The sequence below is a fragment of the Mongoliitalea daihaiensis genome (genome assembly GCF_021596945.1).
Classification (GTDB): Bacteria; Bacteroidota; Bacteroidia; order Cytophagales; family Cyclobacteriaceae; genus Mongoliitalea; species Mongoliitalea daihaiensis.
Window position 1 is genome coordinate 4,456,765 of sequence record NZ_CP063779.1, and the last position, 17,308, is coordinate 4,474,072.

Consider the following 17,308-nt stretch of genomic DNA (forward strand, 5'->3'; position numbering starts at 1 on the left):
AAAACGATGGCAAAACCTACAGAGTCATTCCCCGCTTCTTTGAAAAGTCTAGTGATACTTTTGTTAATCATTTGCATCGTGTTCATCTTAATTATTGGGAAAAACATATTCATCCCTTTGTTTTTAGCTGGGCTATTTTCTATCATCCTAACCCCATTGGGTGAACAATTTGAAAAATGGGGTCTTGGACGTACAAACAGTACTATTCTGACCGTATTGAGTGGGTTAATTACAATCTTATTAATACTAGGATTTTCTGTTCTTCAAGTAGTAAGTTTCCGAAAGGATCTTGAAAATGTAGGTGAAAAATTAAATGCATATCTTCAATCATTTGATTCCTTCATTTTCGAAAGATTCAATATTGAAACTGGACTAGGTGAAGGGATTGATCAAGCATACCTGATTGATCTCATTGAATCTAATGGATCGACTATAGCCCAAGTAATCTTAGGTACAATCGGCTCCCTATCCAGTTTTATATTACTTCCTATTTTTATTTTCTTCTTTTTGTTATACAGGGGGCACTTGACAGAATTTTTTGTGAAACTTTTGAGCAATCAGAATTCCGAAAAGGTAAAGACAGAAATTAAAGAATTGCGCAAACTTATTCAAAACTACATAGTGGGCGTGTTAAAAGTCATGTTCATTTTAGCAGTCCTAAATAGCATAGCCTTGTTTAGTTTGGGAATCAAACATGCCATCTTCTTTGCAGTATTTGCGGCAATTTTGAATATCATCCCCTACCTGGGTCCATTAATGGGTGCTGTTTTACCCACTGTCTTTGCTTTTTTAACAAAAGACGGACTCTTTTATCCAATTGCTGTAGTAGCATGCTTTCAGTTGATTCAATTGATTGAAAGTAATTTCCTTACCCCTAAAATTGTGGGTAGCAATGTGAACCTGAATGCATTTGTCACGTTTTTGGGTTTATTGGTAGGAGCATCTATTTGGGGAATAGCGGGTATGATTATTATAATTCCCACAATGGCTATTTTAAGAAAAATATTTGAGCTTACAGATAGCACAAAACCATATGCTTTTCTGTTAGGAGAAGAAGAAACAAAAAAATCAGAAGATACAACATGAAGAAGCAATTCATTATCCTTTTAATTTTCGCACTTGGCACTTTAGCTTCCTGTGACAATGAGGAAAGTAAAAAGGGTAGATTCTTATTAAAAGGCAATGAAAAAGTAAAAGATAATGACTTGACAGGAGCCATTAAATTCTACACGGAAGCATTGGCTATGGATCCCGAATTCCGTGATGCTCTCTACAACAGAGGCTTGATGTATCAACGTCTCAATCAACTCGATCAAGCTATTCAGGATTATAGCCTTGTGCTTCAAGGTAATACAAATGATTTTGAAGTTTTGTTTCAGCGAGGACTGGCTTACATTGACAACGGCGAGTTCTATAAAGCCCAAAATGATGCTAAAACACTCACAAGTACTTATCCTGAAGAGTGGAAGAGCTTTTTTTTGGCAGGATTAGTTGCTGAAAGATTAAAGCAAAACGAAGACGCCCTTGTAGCATTTGACAGAGGTCTTAGGTTGGAACCTCAGAATGTAGATTTATTAACTAATAAAGCAACCATTCTTTACTACATTAAAAAATTCGAAGAAGCAGAAAATTTACTTCAACAAGCACTCGCAATAAATTCCAAAGAAGCAAATATATACAACCTTCAAGCTATGGTAGCATTCGAGAGAGATGCCTTTGAAGAAGCTTTGAGCCTAGTCGAACAAGCGCTGGAACTAGATCCTAGGAACCCTTACTTCTACAATAACAGGGGGCTATTTAAGCTCTACTTAGGTGATTTGGAAGGAAGCCTAAAAGATATCAATCAGAGCATCAAACAAGATCCGAGAAACACATACGCCCTCAGAAATAAAGGGATATATTATTACTATAAAGGTGAAAAAGAGTTGGCCCTACAATATTTACGCGAACTCTATGAAAGGACACCTGATATGGAGCTCGTGGAAAAATATTTTAAACTTACCGAGCGATTATAGATGAGAGATCATCAAAACCTCTTTGATCTTTTTCAAAAGTTCTGACGCATCGATAGGCTTTGACACATATCCCTCAAAGCCTATTTCTTCCATTTTATCCAAATACTCCAACTTATCTGCTGCTGACAAGGCCAATACAGGGACAGATGAGAACTCTTTTATTTTTTGTGTAGCATCAAATCCATTCATGATTGGCATCTGAATATCCATTAAAACACAGTCAAACAACTCGTTTTTAACTGCCTCGACAGCTTCTTTACCGTTGTTGACGCGCTTGTAACTCATCCCCCACTTTTTGAGAATTTTTCCCAAAACCAATGCATTCACATCATTGTCTTCTGCCATCAACAACTTGATCTGATTGACATCCACGGGCTTTTTTATATTAGAAATAACATTGGCAGGAGGAGAAACTATCACTTCTTCTGGACTTGCATTTCCATTTACTTTCGGTCTCTCTACCGTTGGAGCCTCCTTCAAGGCTGGTTCTTTGTATACTCTCTCAAACTCTAATTCAAAAAAGAAGGAAGAACCAACGCCAAGCTCGGATATGACTCCAACATCAGAACCCATGAGGTTTAATATTTTTTTGGTGATGGAAAGCCCCAAACCTGTCCCCCCATACTTTTTACTATAGGACTGTTGAATTTGATCGTATTCACTAAATAATCTTGCAATATTCTCTTTTGCGATACCAATACCTGTATCCTTAACCTCAAAATAAACTTTAATCTTATCCTTCGTATTGTCTTTTAAAGATAAATTCACCTCAACCTGACCCTTATCAGTAAATTTTAAAGCATTGGTGAGTAGATTATTGAGTACTTGGGTTAGTCTCACTTTATCGGTTCTCACATCTACATTGACATCAAAATCAGCGGTCCAACTAAGTTGATTTTGAGTTTCTTTAGCATGATGCTCAAGACTACTGACAATCTGAGCCAATAATTCACTTAGGTTAACCGTGGTTTTTTCCAAGGTTAGCTTCCCAACTTCTATTTTTTGGAAATCCAATAAATCATTGATCATAGACATCAAGCTATCCACAGCAAAGTTGATCGTCTGAAATGCAGAAGCCTGACCTTGAGTATGTTCATCCTGCATCAATGAATAAACAGATCCGGAAATCGCATTCAATGGTGTTCTCAGTTCGTGACTTACAATTGACAAAAACTCAGACTTAACTTTACTAGCCTTTAGTGCATCTTCCTTAGCTTTTTGCAAATGATCTTCAAAACTCATCTGAGACGTCACATCATTTAAATAACCATACCAAACAACATCGCCTGATTCTAGTTGAAATGGTTTCGCACTTCCTAAAACCCACTTATATGAAGTATTTCTGCTGGTTTTCACCCGAAACTTACAAGTCCAAGGGGATAGTTTTCTCGCGGATGTGACAGTACTCGTCAAGACTTTAGGCAAATCTTCGGGGTATACCAAAGAAATTATATTGCCTACATCATTGAATTCCGAAAAATCATCATCCCCGATTTCAAGTAAATCTTTTATGCCTGCAGAAATATAATTAAACTTCATTTCTCCTTCTGTATCCACTGTAAACTGATACAAAGCACCTGGGATTTGTTCCGTCAAATGTTTGAGCACCTCCACCGACTGTCCAGAATTTTTTGTGAGAATCACCTTATCGGATATATCTCTCGCTTGGGCAATCAAGTAATTTTTACCTTTCACATGGACAATTGAAGAATGAATATCCAATTCCATTTTTTTTCCTGAAGGCAATAAGTAAAAGCCCGTATAACTCTTCGGGCCATCAATGGCAATTTGATTAAGATGTCCCTCCCATATTTCAGGATTTTCAAAAACTTTTTCTATATCCCAAATCTGATATTTTTTTGTGTTCTTAAGACTCAAAAGATTTTGGACGCGCTGATTTGCAAAAATAATTTGTCCCGTCAAATCGGAAATTAATAAAAAATCTGGACTAGCTTCCAAGAGACTTTTAAACAAAGAAACCTCTTCTAATTGATTTTTAGAGGCTGAAATATCCTGAATACTTCCAAAAACTTTTACCGTTCTGCCCTCTACTTGTATGGATTGACCTATCATTCGAATCCATAGGGGTTGAGGTTGATCTAAAAGAAGCTGAAATTCAAATTCAAATCCTATCCCCTCATTTACTAACTTAGCAAAAGAGTCTTGCAATACTGGCCGAAAATGTGAAACTGCCGCATTAACAAGCCGATCAAAACTTAGTTCGACTGTATCAGGGATTTGCATCAAACTAAAAAACTCCGGAGTAACAGTCCATTTTTTGTCTGTTAGATATTGCTCCCAAAAAGCAATAGAAGCTAATTTTTCACCAGATTTGAAGAGTTTATTCTTATTCTCCTTTTCAGCTAATTGTTTTTTATTATCAGTCACATCATGTCCGACTGCATAGAATTTACCTACAATGAAGTGAATGTTAAATTCCATCCATCGGTACTCACCAACTGAGTTGAGTAAACGGGCAGTAAACTGAGTATTTTTACGTTCATCTTTTACATCAAACACCAAAGACTTGACGTACTCAACATCATCTTTATGGAAAAATTCACACAACTCAATGTTAATTACTTCATCAGCGGGATATCCTAAGATCGATTTAACCGAGTTACTAACCCAAGTCAAATAGTTTTCTTGCCCAATCGCAATTAGATCTACCGAGTTTCTAAAAAAATAATGAGCCTCCTTTTTGGTAGGTAAGCCCTGCCCCCTCATCTCTTTTCCCTTATAAAAAAGGAAGTAATTAGAACCATTTTCCTGCGGCAACTCCAAATTGAACGTATAATCAACGCCCATAAAGCGAAGAATTAACTCTTCATTGAATAAATAACTATTGATATCTAAACCTAACCCTACTAGACTTCTTTCGTCTAGAAATTGCCCGACAAGATCTTCGAATATTTGATTGTTGTAAAATATATTATACGGATAGGTATCATCGGCCAAAAAGACCATTTCTGTTGATTCAAAAATAATTTTTTTAAACGTATTGTTGATACCTCTTTCTTTCATGAAAGTTGCTAAATATATAAATGTAAATCTATTGAATCGGGTAATTAAATACAAGTACTGTATCAGGCGTTAAACATACACTTTTTTGTTTTTTACAACAAATTTTTTGCTTTTAAAATTTCAGATTCCAAACTCTACTTGGAACATACCTGTCCACGAATTTCCAGTATTTTGAAACTTCGACAAGCCCTCAAGCCATTTATATCCAATATTTGCCTGAATTTTTATTCTATGACCGTTCACGTAATATGAGTATCCAAGAAGGGCTGTGTCGATCCTTTCTTGAATTGCTTGTATACTCTCTGCCGGAATTACATTCGAATAGCGAAGCGCCATTTCTGATTTTCTGCTGAGCATTTTACTGATTTGAAGGTTGACTCCATCACCAACTACAATATACCGTATTTCACCAGATTCATTTTCTGTGACTGGATTTACGGCTGTTCGCTTGAGGTACTCCCCACTTAAAGCCCAACCAAGGTGTTTGTATACCCCATCAATAATCAGGGTATTCATATCTCTTTCCTCGAAAAGTTGAGGTCCCAATTGTCCACCTGTCCGAACTGCTTTTTGATTCATAGAATAAGTCATGGCTAAGGATAACTTTGGCTTTGGCTCAAACTCTAAATCCCCTTCCGAATAATCCCCTTTATTCGTAAAACTCCCCAAAGGCAAATACTCTATTCGCCCGGTGTAAGCTAATCCATTATTCACTGCAACTGCATTTCTCCCATCTCCAGAAGTAATTGCTGTTTTCAATTGTAATATGGACTGATTACGAAATGTCTCTGTATAATATCCGAAAAACCCAAAATCCCTATCCAATGTAAAAATACCGTTGGCAATAGAGCGATCTGCAAACTGTAAATTACCTGAACTGATTACCCGCTGCCTGTTCCCTGGCAATTTAGATTGACCAAACCCTATATAAAATTTTTCATTTACCACGTAATACAAAATAGCATCTCTGAGTGGCTGTGCAATGAAAGCTGATTCTAGGTCCAAATCAGCGCGAGAAAATGCTAATTGGATGTAATACTGAAATCTTGGATTCAATACATATCCGTCTAACCGAAGACGAAGGCGCCTTACCCTCATTTCAAAGTCATTGACTTCAAAATTATCTCCGCCTAAGGTATTGAACCCCGCCCGATTCTGCATTCTAAACCTTAGATTCATGAGAAATAAAGAATCTTTGGAAAAACTTATGCCATCGTTTACATCTAGTAACGCCCGTTCATCCGATTCAACGGATTGAGCAACTACTTGCAATGAACCAAGAATTAAAAAACAGACAGAAAGTACTGAAATCCAGCGATAAATCATGCAACCACTAACAAATTTTACGTAAACAGAGCCTTGATAATGCCTAAATGTCCAAAAAAAAGACCAGTCAGCAAATGACTGGTCTTTTTATTTTTTTCGACAAGGCTTCTTACACCCCTGCCTTGATCAAATTCAAAGCAGAACCTGCTTTAAACCATCCAATTTGTCCTTTATTGTACGTGTGATTCACCTTAATCTCATGAGAAGAGCCATCTGCATGGGTAAGCTTTACAGTAAGTGACTTACCAGGAGCAAACTCAGTTAGACCTAAGATATCGATGGAGTCATCTTCCTGAATCAAGTCATAATCAGCAGGATTATCAAAAGTCAATGCTAACATACCTTGCTTTTTAAGATTAGTCTCATGGATACGGGCAAAGGATTTCACCAAAATAGCACGAACACCCAAGAACCTTGGTTCCATAGCTGCATGCTCTCGAGAAGAACCTTCGCCGTAATTCTCATCACCAACTACAATAGAACCAATACCTTCTGCTTTGTAATGTCGCTGTACTGCGGGCACTTCACCGTAAGATCCCGTCAATTGATTTTTAACCTTATTGGTCTCGCCATTGTAAGCATTGACCGCACCAATCAACATGTTATTAGAGATATTATCCAAATGACCTCTAAATCTCAACCATGGACCTGCCATTGAAATATGATCCGTAGTACACTTACCTTTTGCTTTGATCAGCAACTTCAAGCCTGTCAAATCCGTACCTTCCCATGCTTTGAAAGGTGCTAAGAGCTGAAGTCTATCAGATTTAGGATCTACTAATACATCCACAGAAGAACCGTCTTCAGCAGGTGCTAAGTAGCCTGCATCTTCAACTGCAAAACCAAGTGTTGGCATTTCCAACCCTGCTGGCTCGTCCAATTTCACTTGTTTTCCTTCCTCATTGATCAAGGTATCCGTAGCAGGATTGAAAGTCAGATCACCTGCAATAGCTAAGGCTGTAACAATCTCTGGAGAAGCTACAAATGCGTGGGTATTTGGATTACCATCAGCTCTTTTTGCAAAGTTTCTGTTGAAGGAAGTAATGATCGAGTTTTTCTCTTGCTTATCAGCACCATGTCTGGCCCACTGACCAATACAAGGACCACAAGCATTTGCCAATACAACGCCTCCCATATTTCCGAATGTATCCAAAAACCCATCTCTTTCGACAGTAAATCGAACCTGCTCAGAACCTGGAGTAATGGTAAACTCTGATTTTGCAATCAATTTTTTATCTACTGCCTGCTGAGCCAAAGATGCTGCTCTTGAAATATCCTCATAAGATGAGTTGGTACAAGATCCAATCAATCCTACTTCTAATTTAGCAGGCCAACCATTTTCTCTTACAGCAGCAGCAAATTTGGATAATGGCCAAGCCAAGTCCGGAGTGAAAGGACCGTTGATATGTGGTTCCAATTCAGAAAGATTGATGTCAATTACCTGATCAAAATACTTCTCAGGATTCGCATATACCTCGTCATCACCAGTCAAATGCTCTTTTACCGCATTTGCAAGATCAGCTATATCGTTTCTATCTGTACCTCTCAAGTAGGCTTCCGATTTTTCATCATAACCAAAAATAGAAGTAGTGGCACCGATTTCAGCACCCATGTTACAGATAGTACCTTTTCCTGTTGCTGAAAGAGAACGTGCTCCATCCCCAAAATATTCAACTACTGCACCAGTACCCCCTTTTACAGTAAGAATGCCTGCTACTTTTAAAATCACGTCTTTAGCAGAACTCCAACCTGACAATCTACCCGTCAAGCGAACACCTATCAGTTTCGGAAACTTCAGCTCCCAAGGTAACCCAGCCATTACATCACATGCATCAGCTCCACCAACACCGATAGCGATCATTCCCAAACCACCAGCATTTGGAGTGTGAGAATCAGTACCAATCATCATACCTCCGGGGAAGGCATAATTTTCTAAAACTACTTGGTGAATGATACCAGCTCCTGGCTTCCAAAAACCAATGCCATATTTATTAGACACGGAAGCTAAAAAGTCATATACTTCTTTATTCTTATCTTTTGCTTTATTCAAATCGGCAGTTGCACCAATCTCAGCCTGAATCAGGTGATCACAGTGCACGGTAGAAGGGACTGCAACTTGGCTTCTACCTGCTTGCATAAACTGCAAAAGGGCCATTTGTGCAGTAGCATCTTGCATGGCAACTCTATCCGGCTGGAAATCCACGTAAGAAACCCCTCTTTCATAACTTTGAGATGCGGCACCTTCAGAGAGGTGCGCGTATAATATTTTTTCCGTCAAAGTTAATGGTCTACCCACTACTTTGCGTGCGGTCTCGATACGGGAAGGAAACTTCTCGTACACCGCTTTGATCATTTCTATATCAAACGCCATCAGGAAATGTTATTTATGTTAAAAGGTTATTTATCTAATCGTTTGCAAAGATAGAAAATTAGGGCAAAATCGGAAGACAATTGACTAGAAGCCTGCTAATTTATATAGACTCGTCAAAGTCCAAACCAAATACATAGGCCGAACACTAAAAAACCGCAAACAAAGAATAAACTCGTATACTTAAATAGCTCTTTGACTGGCAAGCCTGTGAGAGAAAGTAAGGGAAGAGCCCAAAAAGGCTGAAGCATGTTACTTACCTGATCACCAAAAGCAAATACCATGACCATATCTGCCGGATCCAACGCAAGATCTTGTATCGCTTGCATGATGATCGGCCCTTGAATGGCCCATTGACCTCCTCCCGATGGTATAAATAAATTGAATAGGGCGGCACTTAAAAATGTGAGAAGTGGAAAAAGATTTGCTCCTCCCAAGTGAATAAGGCCAAGAGATAGCTGCTCTAGGAGTCCTGAATACTTCATAATCCCCAAAATCCCCGCATATAATGGAAACTGAAGGATGATATCTACCGCACCTTGGATAGCCACTCCCACCCCAGCAACAAACCCTTTTAAACTCTGATAAAACACCAACCCTAATCCAAAAAGCAAAAAATTAATATAGTTAAGATCAATGTTTGCTGAACCACTTTCTACGGAATAAAATAGATCTACTACGGCTAAAACCACCATAACCAGCCCTAACAATAACCCTTTTTTATCTGTATCATACGTGTTTTGCGTCTTGATATCAGGCACTTTAAAGGTCTTAGAAAATTTGCGTTTAGAAAGCCCGTATAAAACTACCAACATTACCAAGAGCAATATCCCATTGGCTATCATATTGAAGGGCGAAAAAATCGTTAGGGAAACGGGGATTGTCCCAACTATATCCACTAAAAAGTGATTAGACTCTGCAACCTTCAAGGGAGCTGAACCAGATAGACCTCCGTGCCAAACCATCATGCCTAAGTAGGCTGAAGCTCCTACCAGTGGATAATTGATTGGAACCGAAGATTCATGACATTTCCTAGCTATTTTGACGGCCAACACTGCTCCAATAATCAATCCAAAACCCCAATTAAAATACCCTGCCACCATGGCGGTAAATCCAGTTGTGAGTACAGCTGAGGTGTTTGAGGAAACATTTTTGATAAGTATATCCAAAAGTGATCCTATTGGCTTAGTCAGTGCAAGCGCATGGCCTAAAACAAGTATTAACACCATTTGCATTGTAAACTCTAATAGTTCCCAAAACCCTTTTTTCCAATATTTCAGGACCTCACCTCCGTATATCCAAGTAGATTGGTTCTCTGGAATCGTAAAAATCCACGCTGCTGCGATTACCGCAAGCGTCAGAAGCAAAGCGATATCAAATGTCCCGGGAATTCTGGAAGCTTTTAACATCCTGAATTTTCTAAAAAAATTATGAATTTAACAAACATCTTTAGTCTGAACCAGCCAAAATTTCGTATTTTCGAACAATCTAGTCTTTATATCCTTTGGAAATCAATATATTTTCCGTAGTTATTTTTATCAGTGGCATTATCGTCCTGGTTATCTCTTTAGCAATTATAAGGAGACTTGACACCTCTATACGCTTATTTGCGATCACCATGTTGCTCGTATCTCTTTGGTCAATAGCTTATGGATTTGAATTAGCTAGCAAAGAACTTTCTGATATGTTATTTTGGATTCGAATAGAATACATTGGAATTTCTTTTGCCCCAGCAACATGGCTTTGGTTTTGTATAAATTACACTAACAAAGAACGCTGGTTAAGAAAAAAATATTTATTGCTGATTTTCTTATTCCCAGTTCTTACCTACTTGATGGTCATCACCAATGATTTTCATCAGTTACATTACCAAAGTACATCTGTAGACCGATCGGGCCCTTTCCCCCTTTTAGCCATTACGGTTGGGCCTTGGTACTATGTGCATACAATTGTATTCTATATTTCGCTTTTTTTAGGCAACTATTTATTGTTCCAAAGCTTCAAGAACGCAAACAATATTTATAGAAAACAAATCAATCTTTTGATAGCAGCGGGTATCTTGCCTTGGTTGATCAATTTTATATATTTATTAGGTTTTCGACCATTTGACCATATTGACTTGACGCCTTATGCATTTTTATCAGTCTACATAATCGTGGGTTTTGGCTTACTCAAATTTGACTTATTCGAAATAAAACCAATCGCTCGGGACAAGACCCTTTCGGTTATCGAAAAAGGAATTGTAGTGTTTGATCCAATCAATAGGATGATTGACATTAATGCTGCTGGGAGAAAGTTACTCCACCTACCACCAAAAGGCTTAATCGGGATAGATTGTGGCATTGTCTTAGAGCAATTCCCTGATTTGGTATCAAAAATAAAAACAAAAGAAAAAACGACCATTGAGACTTTTATTGAAAAAACTTCCGCTCACCTTTCTGTTCAATTTACACCAATCCTAAACCAAAAGGGGGTCCATACAGGCGTTTTGCTTTTTGTGGACGATATCACTGAATTAAAAAACAATCAGCTTCAAATCGAAAAACAAGCAGATGAACTGAATAATCTCAACAAATTGAAGGATAAACTATTTTCAATTATCTCTCATGATCTTAAAGGCCCCATTCATGGACTCAATGAATTGATCAAGCTAACGAATAAAGGTATTGTGACTAAAGATGAATTTTTTGAAATCTTACCGGATATCGCTAAAAATGTAGAGTCGGTATCGATACTGATGGAAAATTTATTGGCTTGGACAAGCGCACAAATGAAAGGCGAATTTGTAGAAAAACGATCATTTGATATATCAAAATTGATCGATCAAACCTACGAGCTTTTTATCAATCGGGCAAAGGAAAAGGGAGTTAACTTAAAAGTCAACAAAAAAAATCAAATCAAAGTATACGGAGATCGTAACATGATTGATCTAGTCCTGAGAAACCTCGTAAGTAATGCTGTAAAATTCTCAGGGCTTGGAGATCAGGTTAGGATAATTATGGATGATAAGTACGACAAAGTAAGCATAGAAATACTTGATACAGGTTTAGGCATCAGTGACGAAAATCTTAAAAAATTAAATTCTGGGGAATCATTTACCACCTTAGGTAAAAACAACGAAAGCGGAACTGGTTTAGGAATACTCCTTGTCAAAGACTATATCACCAAGAATGGTGGACAATTGCTTATCAAAAGTGAATTAAACAAAGGGAGCTCATTTTATTTTGAACTCCCTAAAGAAGGCCCTGCTCATCAAAGTTGAAGAAGAAAATCTACAGTATCTATTTGATCTGCATAATCCTGAAGTGTTGGGCATTGAGCTTTTCCAAAAGGAATGCTGCCTGGAAACCAACCATTCTTACTTACCACCACCTGAATTTTGGCAGCTAAATCATCAATTCTTGCGTGTAAATTCTCTTGATTCGTGTAGATCTCATAATAGATCATGCTAATTGGGGAAACAAGTTCAGGGCTTTCCCGAACCAATAAAAACCCATTGTCTAAATGGGGTTCTTTATTCACCAGTAAAATCGATTTATTATACTCGTAATTATTGAAATATTTGTGATGATCCCCTACACCTTCAAAAAACTGCAAACCATCAAGCATGGATTGAAGCAGGTCCACCGAAGGAACAAATAGTTTAGATACATTTCTACAGCCCAAACCATAATATTGAAAAATATCTTGACCTAGTTCTTTGAAGTCTTCTTGATTTTCATTTCCATCCAATACTGCAATGGAAGTTCGGTTTTTTCGTATGATGTGTGGGTATTTTCCAAAATAGTAATCAAAATATCGGGACGAATTATCACTGCCTGTAGCTAAATATGCATCCATACCATTCAATCGATCTTGAAAATGGATGGTAGCTGCTAATTCAGGAGCAATTTCTTTGAGCTCATTCACTATCCAACGAATAGATACTGCATCGGCAGTACTAAGCTTCACATAGGCATCATGCCCAACCATAACCACTGAAAGTAAGTCGTGAAACCCTACAGCTGGCACATTACCCGCCATCAATATCCCAACTTTTTTCCTAGCAACAGTAAGTGGAATATCATAACCGCTCATCCATTCATGTAACTGCTCTGAAGTCAGGTATGCGCCTATTTCTTGAAAAGCATTTCGCACCTGAACTGGTGTAAACCAATTATTCCCATTTTGAATCTGTTGAGCCAAATTATCAAATGAAGGAGTATTGATAAAGTTTCGAATCAAATGACCCAATGCACTGAAAGCCTCTATTTTTTTCTCTACATTCATATTTGCCATAAAATCTCGGGCAAAGATATCAATTCAACTTGGGAAGATTGGATAGAACGAATTTAAATTACTTAGCATGACAAGTTTTTTTTGCAAGTTTGAACCTATGCTTCTTACTTTTGTTTTAGAATTATAAATTTGAGAATGACATGGCTATAATGATAACCGACGAATGCATCAATTGCGGTGCATGCGAACCTGAGTGCCCCAATACTGCAATTTACGAAGGAGGCATTGAATGGACATGGGCTGGAGGTACGAATCTTAAAGAAGTTACTCTTCCGGATGGAACTGTTATGGATGCTCATGAGAAACAAGATCCTGTATCGGATGAATTTTATTACATCGTTACAGACAAGTGTACTGAATGTACTGGATTTCACGAAGAACCACAATGCGCGGCTGTTTGTCCGGTAGATTGTTGCGTAGATGATCCTGAACATAGAGAAACAGAAGAAGATCTGCTCGCCAAAAAAATTAAAATGCACGGAGAGTAATAATAAAAGGGCTCAAAAGGCCCTTATTTTTATGTTTTCAACAATCTCATCCACTGTTTTAGACGCTGAGTAACAAGATTTTCTCTCATTTGTTTGAAAAATTATTGAAAACTTCTTGAAGTTTTTTTTTTATTTGATTTATCTTGGCACCTAATTTAAGTAAAACTACAACAAAATACTTCATACAGTGGAAGATAACAGAGGTAATGAGCGAGATGAAATTTTCTCTAAAAGGGTGAAAGCAGGAAAAAGGACTTACTTTTTCGATGTGAAATCTACCAGGTCCAATGATTATTATTTAACAATCACGGAAAGCAAAAGGAGAAATAATCAGGATTCTTTTACATTTGAGAAGCATAAGATTTTCTTATACAAAGAAGACTTTGGCAAATTTGTTGAAGCACTTCAGGAAGCAGTGGACCATGTAAAAAATGAATTAATGCCTGATTTTGATTTTTCTCAATTTGAAAATGAAGAATCCGAAACGGCATTTGACGATGAATTGAAGTGGGATTAATCATTCCAACATCATAAATTAGAAGAGAACGAGTTTAAATTTGTAAGATAGGCCTAGATTTTGTAATCTAGAGTTTAATTGTGAATCTAACCTCTTTCTCTTTTTTTATTAACCTTTATGAAAAAGCCGATCCTCATTCTTAGCCTTCTATTGGTTTTAGTTTTTGTGTTGGGGTGGTATTTTTCAAACATTACCCTTTACTTTATTTTTTCAATTGTATTAGCTGCTATTCTTCGCCCTCTGACCAATCGCTTGAATTCCTTCCAGTTATTTGGTCAAAATATTCCCCGTTGGTTTGCGATTTTCATGTCTTTTTCAGCTATAGGCTTCTTAATTTTCTTAATGAGTCTTTTGTTTTTACCACTAATAGGCAATCAGATAGAAATCATTTCCTCCTATGACTTAGATTATATATATGAACAAATTCAAAATCCTGTTGGGAGAGTCGAAGACATTTTATTAAAATACCAAATTATCAAAGGAGAGCCCGGTTTTTTGATTACTCAAGTCAGAGAAACTATGGTCAACAGTTTTAAAGCCATCAACTTTCAAGGCCTCATAAATAGTATCCTGAATACCACTAGTTCCTTTTTAATTGCCTTGATGGCAGTCTTATTTATAACATTTTTCTTGCTATTGGAAAATGGTTTATTGAGAAGAAACATCATCAACCTTATTCCAAATGCCTATTTTGAATTATCTGTGGCTGTGTTTAGTAAAGTAGAACGCTTACTATCAAACTATTTGGTAGGTTTACTTATACAGATTACAACCATTTTCTCCATTGCTTCCATTGGATTGAGCTTGATGGGAATAGAGTATGCATTGACCATAGCACTTTTTGCTGCTGTAGCCAACTTAATTCCCTATGCAGGTCCTATCCTTGGTTCAACTTTTGGAGTGTTAGTAGGACTCTCGACAGGAACTTTTGCAGAAAGTAATGAGATTGTGTTTATGATAGTGAAGATACTTTCCGTCTTTTCTCTGGTACAATTGACAGACAACGTGTTATTGCAACCATTAATTTTTTCGAAATCTGTAAAAGCTCATCCGCTTGAAATATTTGTTATTATCTTTGCCGGAGCAAAAATCGCCGGTGTCCTCGGGATGATTTTTGCAATCCCTGTTTACACTATCTTCAGAGTTTCCTTTTTGGAATTTCTGTTGGGGTACAGAGAGTACAAAATTTTCAAATTGTAAAATAACGAACAATGGCATTACAGTGCGGTATTGTAGGGCTGCCTAATGTGGGCAAATCAACCCTTTTCAATGCATTATCCAGTGCAAAAGCAGAAGCAGCAAATTTTCCATTTTGTACCATAGAACCAAATGTGGGAGTAGTTTCAGTTCCAGATCAACGATTAAAAACCCTGGAGTCTTTGGTTAATCCCAACCGGGTAGTTCCTACAGTCATTGAATTTGTAGATATAGCAGGATTAGTGAAGGGAGCTTCCAAAGGTGAAGGATTGGGAAATAAGTTTCTTGCCAATATAAGGGAGGTCGATGCTGTTATACATGTAGTCAGATGTTTTGACGACGATAATATCGTACACGTAGCAGGAGGTGTAGATCCTATTTTTGACAAAGAAGTCATCGATACAGAATTACAATTAAAAGACATTGAATCTGTAGACAAGAAAATTGCGCGCTTAGAAAAAATAGCTAAGTCCGGTGATGCCAAAGCAAAAAAGGAATTGGAAACCCTCCAATTGTTTAAAAGCGAATTAACCAGTGGGAAAAATGCCCGAGCAGTTCAAGTCGAAAAAGAAGATTTGGAAGCAGTAAGAGACTTACATCTTTTGACTATCAAACCTGTATTGTATGTAGCAAATGTGGATGAAAAAAGTATTCTAACAGGTAACGCTTTTGTGGACCAATTAAGAGAAAAGGTGAAAGAGGAAAACGCAGAGGTGATTGTCCTGTGTGCAGCAATCGAATCACAAATAGCTGAATTTGATGATCTCGAAGAAAAGGAGCTTTTTCTTTCTGAATATGGATTAGATGAAAGTGGACTGAATAAACTGATTCAAGGAGCATACACCCTACTGGATTTGATTACCTATTTTACAGCAGGGGTACAAGAAGTAAGAGCTTGGACGATTAAAAAAGGTTGGAAAGCCCCACAAGCAGCTGGTGTAATTCATACAGATTTTGAAAGAGGGTTTATCAAAGCTGAAGTGATCAAGCTTGGAGACTACGAAAAGTTTAAAACTGAAGCAGCATGTCGCGAAAATGGCAAAATAGCCATTGAAGGAAAAGAATATATCGTTAAGGATGGCGATATTATGCATTTTAGGTTCAATGTGTGATAATTAGAAAAAAAAATTGCTAAATTTGACGCAACCTATGTATATTAAATTCGTTACTTAATAACATCTTAATTATTGTTTAATTAATATTTTTGTTACCCGTGAGAATAAGATTAATATTTTCTTTAAAAAACAAAGGAGCTTATTTACCCTTTCACCACCAGTACATACTGGCACAGTTCCTCAAAGGTCTCATTGTCAAAGGAGGCAACGAAGAGTTTTTCAATTACAATTACTTCAACTTCTCTGGTTTGAAAGGTCAAACCAAAGTCAGTAGAAGTGGACTTCATTACTATTCAAGTTTAGTCACCCTTGTGCTTTCATCACCCAATGAAAAATTCATGGAATACCTTCTTGAACAAGTGTTTGAAACTCCTAAAATTGAATTAGGAAATCTCATTCTTTCCCCTGAGTACACTGAACTGGAATCAGAACCTGAGTTGGAGACTTCAAACAAATTTGTTTGTATCTCGCCTTTGGTGTTACTAACCCCTGCCTTCAATGATGAGTCAGGTAAGCGATTCATTAATCCAGATACCGATGAATTTTCGGATCTGTTGTATGAATCTACCTTAACTCGTATGGAAAGATCAGGATGGTACACTCAAGAACAGATGGAGTCTTTCTACAAGTTCCAAGTAGTACCAGACATGAATTATGTAAATAAGCTAAGAGAGCAGCAAAAGAAATTTGCTAGAATCTACTCGGTGTATGATATGGATGTCAAATATGAAGTAAGAGGCTATACGCTTCCATTTACTTTGTATGCTGCTCCAGAAGTACAGGATTTTGTCTTCAAATGTGGTTTGGGAGCTTTCACCCATAAAGGTTTTGGCATGTTGGATTTAGCCAATCATGGTACTACCCAGCGCACAACTCCTTACAAATTTAAGAGAGAGGGATTCGTCCCATACAAACCAAATGAAAGACAAAAACCTTCAGAATTGGAGGAAGGTTCAGAAGAATTGTAAATAAAAAAACCG

13 protein-coding genes are annotated in these 17,308 nt (G+C 37.4%); 8 read left to right on the plus strand and 5 right to left on the minus strand.

All coding sequences use genetic code 11. From position 1 onward, the window contains the following. Positions 1-6: 6 nt before the first annotated feature. On the plus strand, positions 7-1,086 hold the full coding sequence (locus tag IPZ59_RS18830) for an AI-2E family transporter (protein ID WP_236137585.1): 1,080 nt from the start codon (positions 7-9) through the stop codon (positions 1,084-1,086). Continuing rightward, entirely contained in the window at positions 1,083-2,015 is a 933-nt protein-coding gene (locus IPZ59_RS18835; protein WP_236137586.1) for a tetratricopeptide repeat protein, read from the plus strand. The genes IPZ59_RS18830 and IPZ59_RS18835 overlap by 4 nt, the downstream gene beginning before the upstream one ends. Here IPZ59_RS18835 and IPZ59_RS18840 read toward each other — a convergent pair. The 4 genes from IPZ59_RS18840 to IPZ59_RS18855 form a co-directional block, all read right to left on the minus strand. Further along, positions 2,010-5,039, minus strand: coding sequence for a PAS domain-containing hybrid sensor histidine kinase/response regulator (locus IPZ59_RS18840; protein WP_236137587.1), 3,030 nt, complete (start codon positions 5,037-5,039; stop codon positions 2,010-2,012). The genes IPZ59_RS18835 and IPZ59_RS18840 overlap by 6 nt on opposite strands. Positions 5,040-5,159: 120 nt before the next feature. Continuing rightward, positions 5,160-6,365, minus strand: coding sequence for a porin (locus IPZ59_RS18845; protein ID WP_236137588.1), 1,206 nt, complete (start codon positions 6,363-6,365; stop codon positions 5,160-5,162). 109 nt (positions 6,366-6,474) lie between these two features. Then, complete coding sequence (locus IPZ59_RS18850; protein WP_236137589.1) at positions 6,475-8,736, minus strand: aconitate hydratase; 2,262 nt, start codon at positions 8,734-8,736, stop codon at positions 6,475-6,477. Positions 8,737-8,849: 113 nt separating this feature from the next. Next, positions 8,850-10,142, minus strand: coding sequence for a TIGR00366 family protein (locus IPZ59_RS18855; protein WP_236137590.1), 1,293 nt, complete (start codon positions 10,140-10,142; stop codon positions 8,850-8,852). Between the two features lie 95 nt (positions 10,143-10,237). Between IPZ59_RS18855 and IPZ59_RS18860 the strand changes: the two genes are divergently transcribed. Next, positions 10,238-11,995 carry a sensor histidine kinase gene (locus tag IPZ59_RS18860; RefSeq protein WP_236137591.1) on the plus strand — a complete coding sequence of 586 codons (1,758 nt, stop codon included), beginning with the start codon at positions 10,238-10,240 and terminating at the stop codon, positions 11,993-11,995. On the opposite strand, the gene IPZ59_RS18865 is transcribed toward IPZ59_RS18860, so the two are convergent. Continuing rightward, positions 11,986-13,011 (minus strand): aldehyde dehydrogenase family protein, encoded by a 1,026-nt coding sequence (locus IPZ59_RS18865; RefSeq protein WP_317208024.1) that lies wholly within the window; start codon positions 13,009-13,011, stop codon positions 11,986-11,988. The genes IPZ59_RS18860 and IPZ59_RS18865 overlap by 10 nt on opposite strands. Before the next feature lie 140 nt (positions 13,012-13,151). Between IPZ59_RS18865 and IPZ59_RS18870 the strand changes: the two genes are divergently transcribed. The 5 genes from IPZ59_RS18870 (at position 13,152) to cas6 (ending at position 17,296) form a co-directional block, all read left to right on the plus strand. Next, positions 13,152-13,499, plus strand: coding sequence for a 4Fe-4S binding protein (locus tag IPZ59_RS18870; RefSeq protein WP_236137592.1), 348 nt, complete (start codon positions 13,152-13,154; stop codon positions 13,497-13,499). 187 nt (positions 13,500-13,686) lie between these two features. Next, a complete protein-coding gene (locus IPZ59_RS18875; protein ID WP_236137593.1) occupies positions 13,687-14,016 on the plus strand; it encodes a DUF3276 family protein in 330 nt (109 codons plus the stop codon). Positions 14,017-14,133: 117 nt separating this feature from the next. Then, positions 14,134-15,216 carry an AI-2E family transporter gene (locus IPZ59_RS18880; RefSeq protein WP_236137594.1) on the plus strand — a complete coding sequence of 361 codons (1,083 nt, stop codon included), beginning with the start codon at positions 14,134-14,136 and terminating at the stop codon, positions 15,214-15,216. Positions 15,217-15,227: 11 nt separating this feature from the next. Then, positions 15,228-16,325, plus strand: a complete 1,098-nt coding sequence (gene ychF, locus IPZ59_RS18885) for a redox-regulated ATPase YchF (protein ID WP_236137595.1) — start codon at positions 15,228-15,230, stop codon at positions 16,323-16,325. A gap of 101 nt (positions 16,326-16,426) precedes the next feature. Further along, positions 16,427-17,296, plus strand: a complete 870-nt coding sequence (cas6, locus tag IPZ59_RS18890; protein WP_236137596.1) for a CRISPR-associated endoribonuclease Cas6 — start codon at positions 16,427-16,429, stop codon at positions 17,294-17,296. Positions 17,297-17,308: the final 12 nt, after the last annotated feature.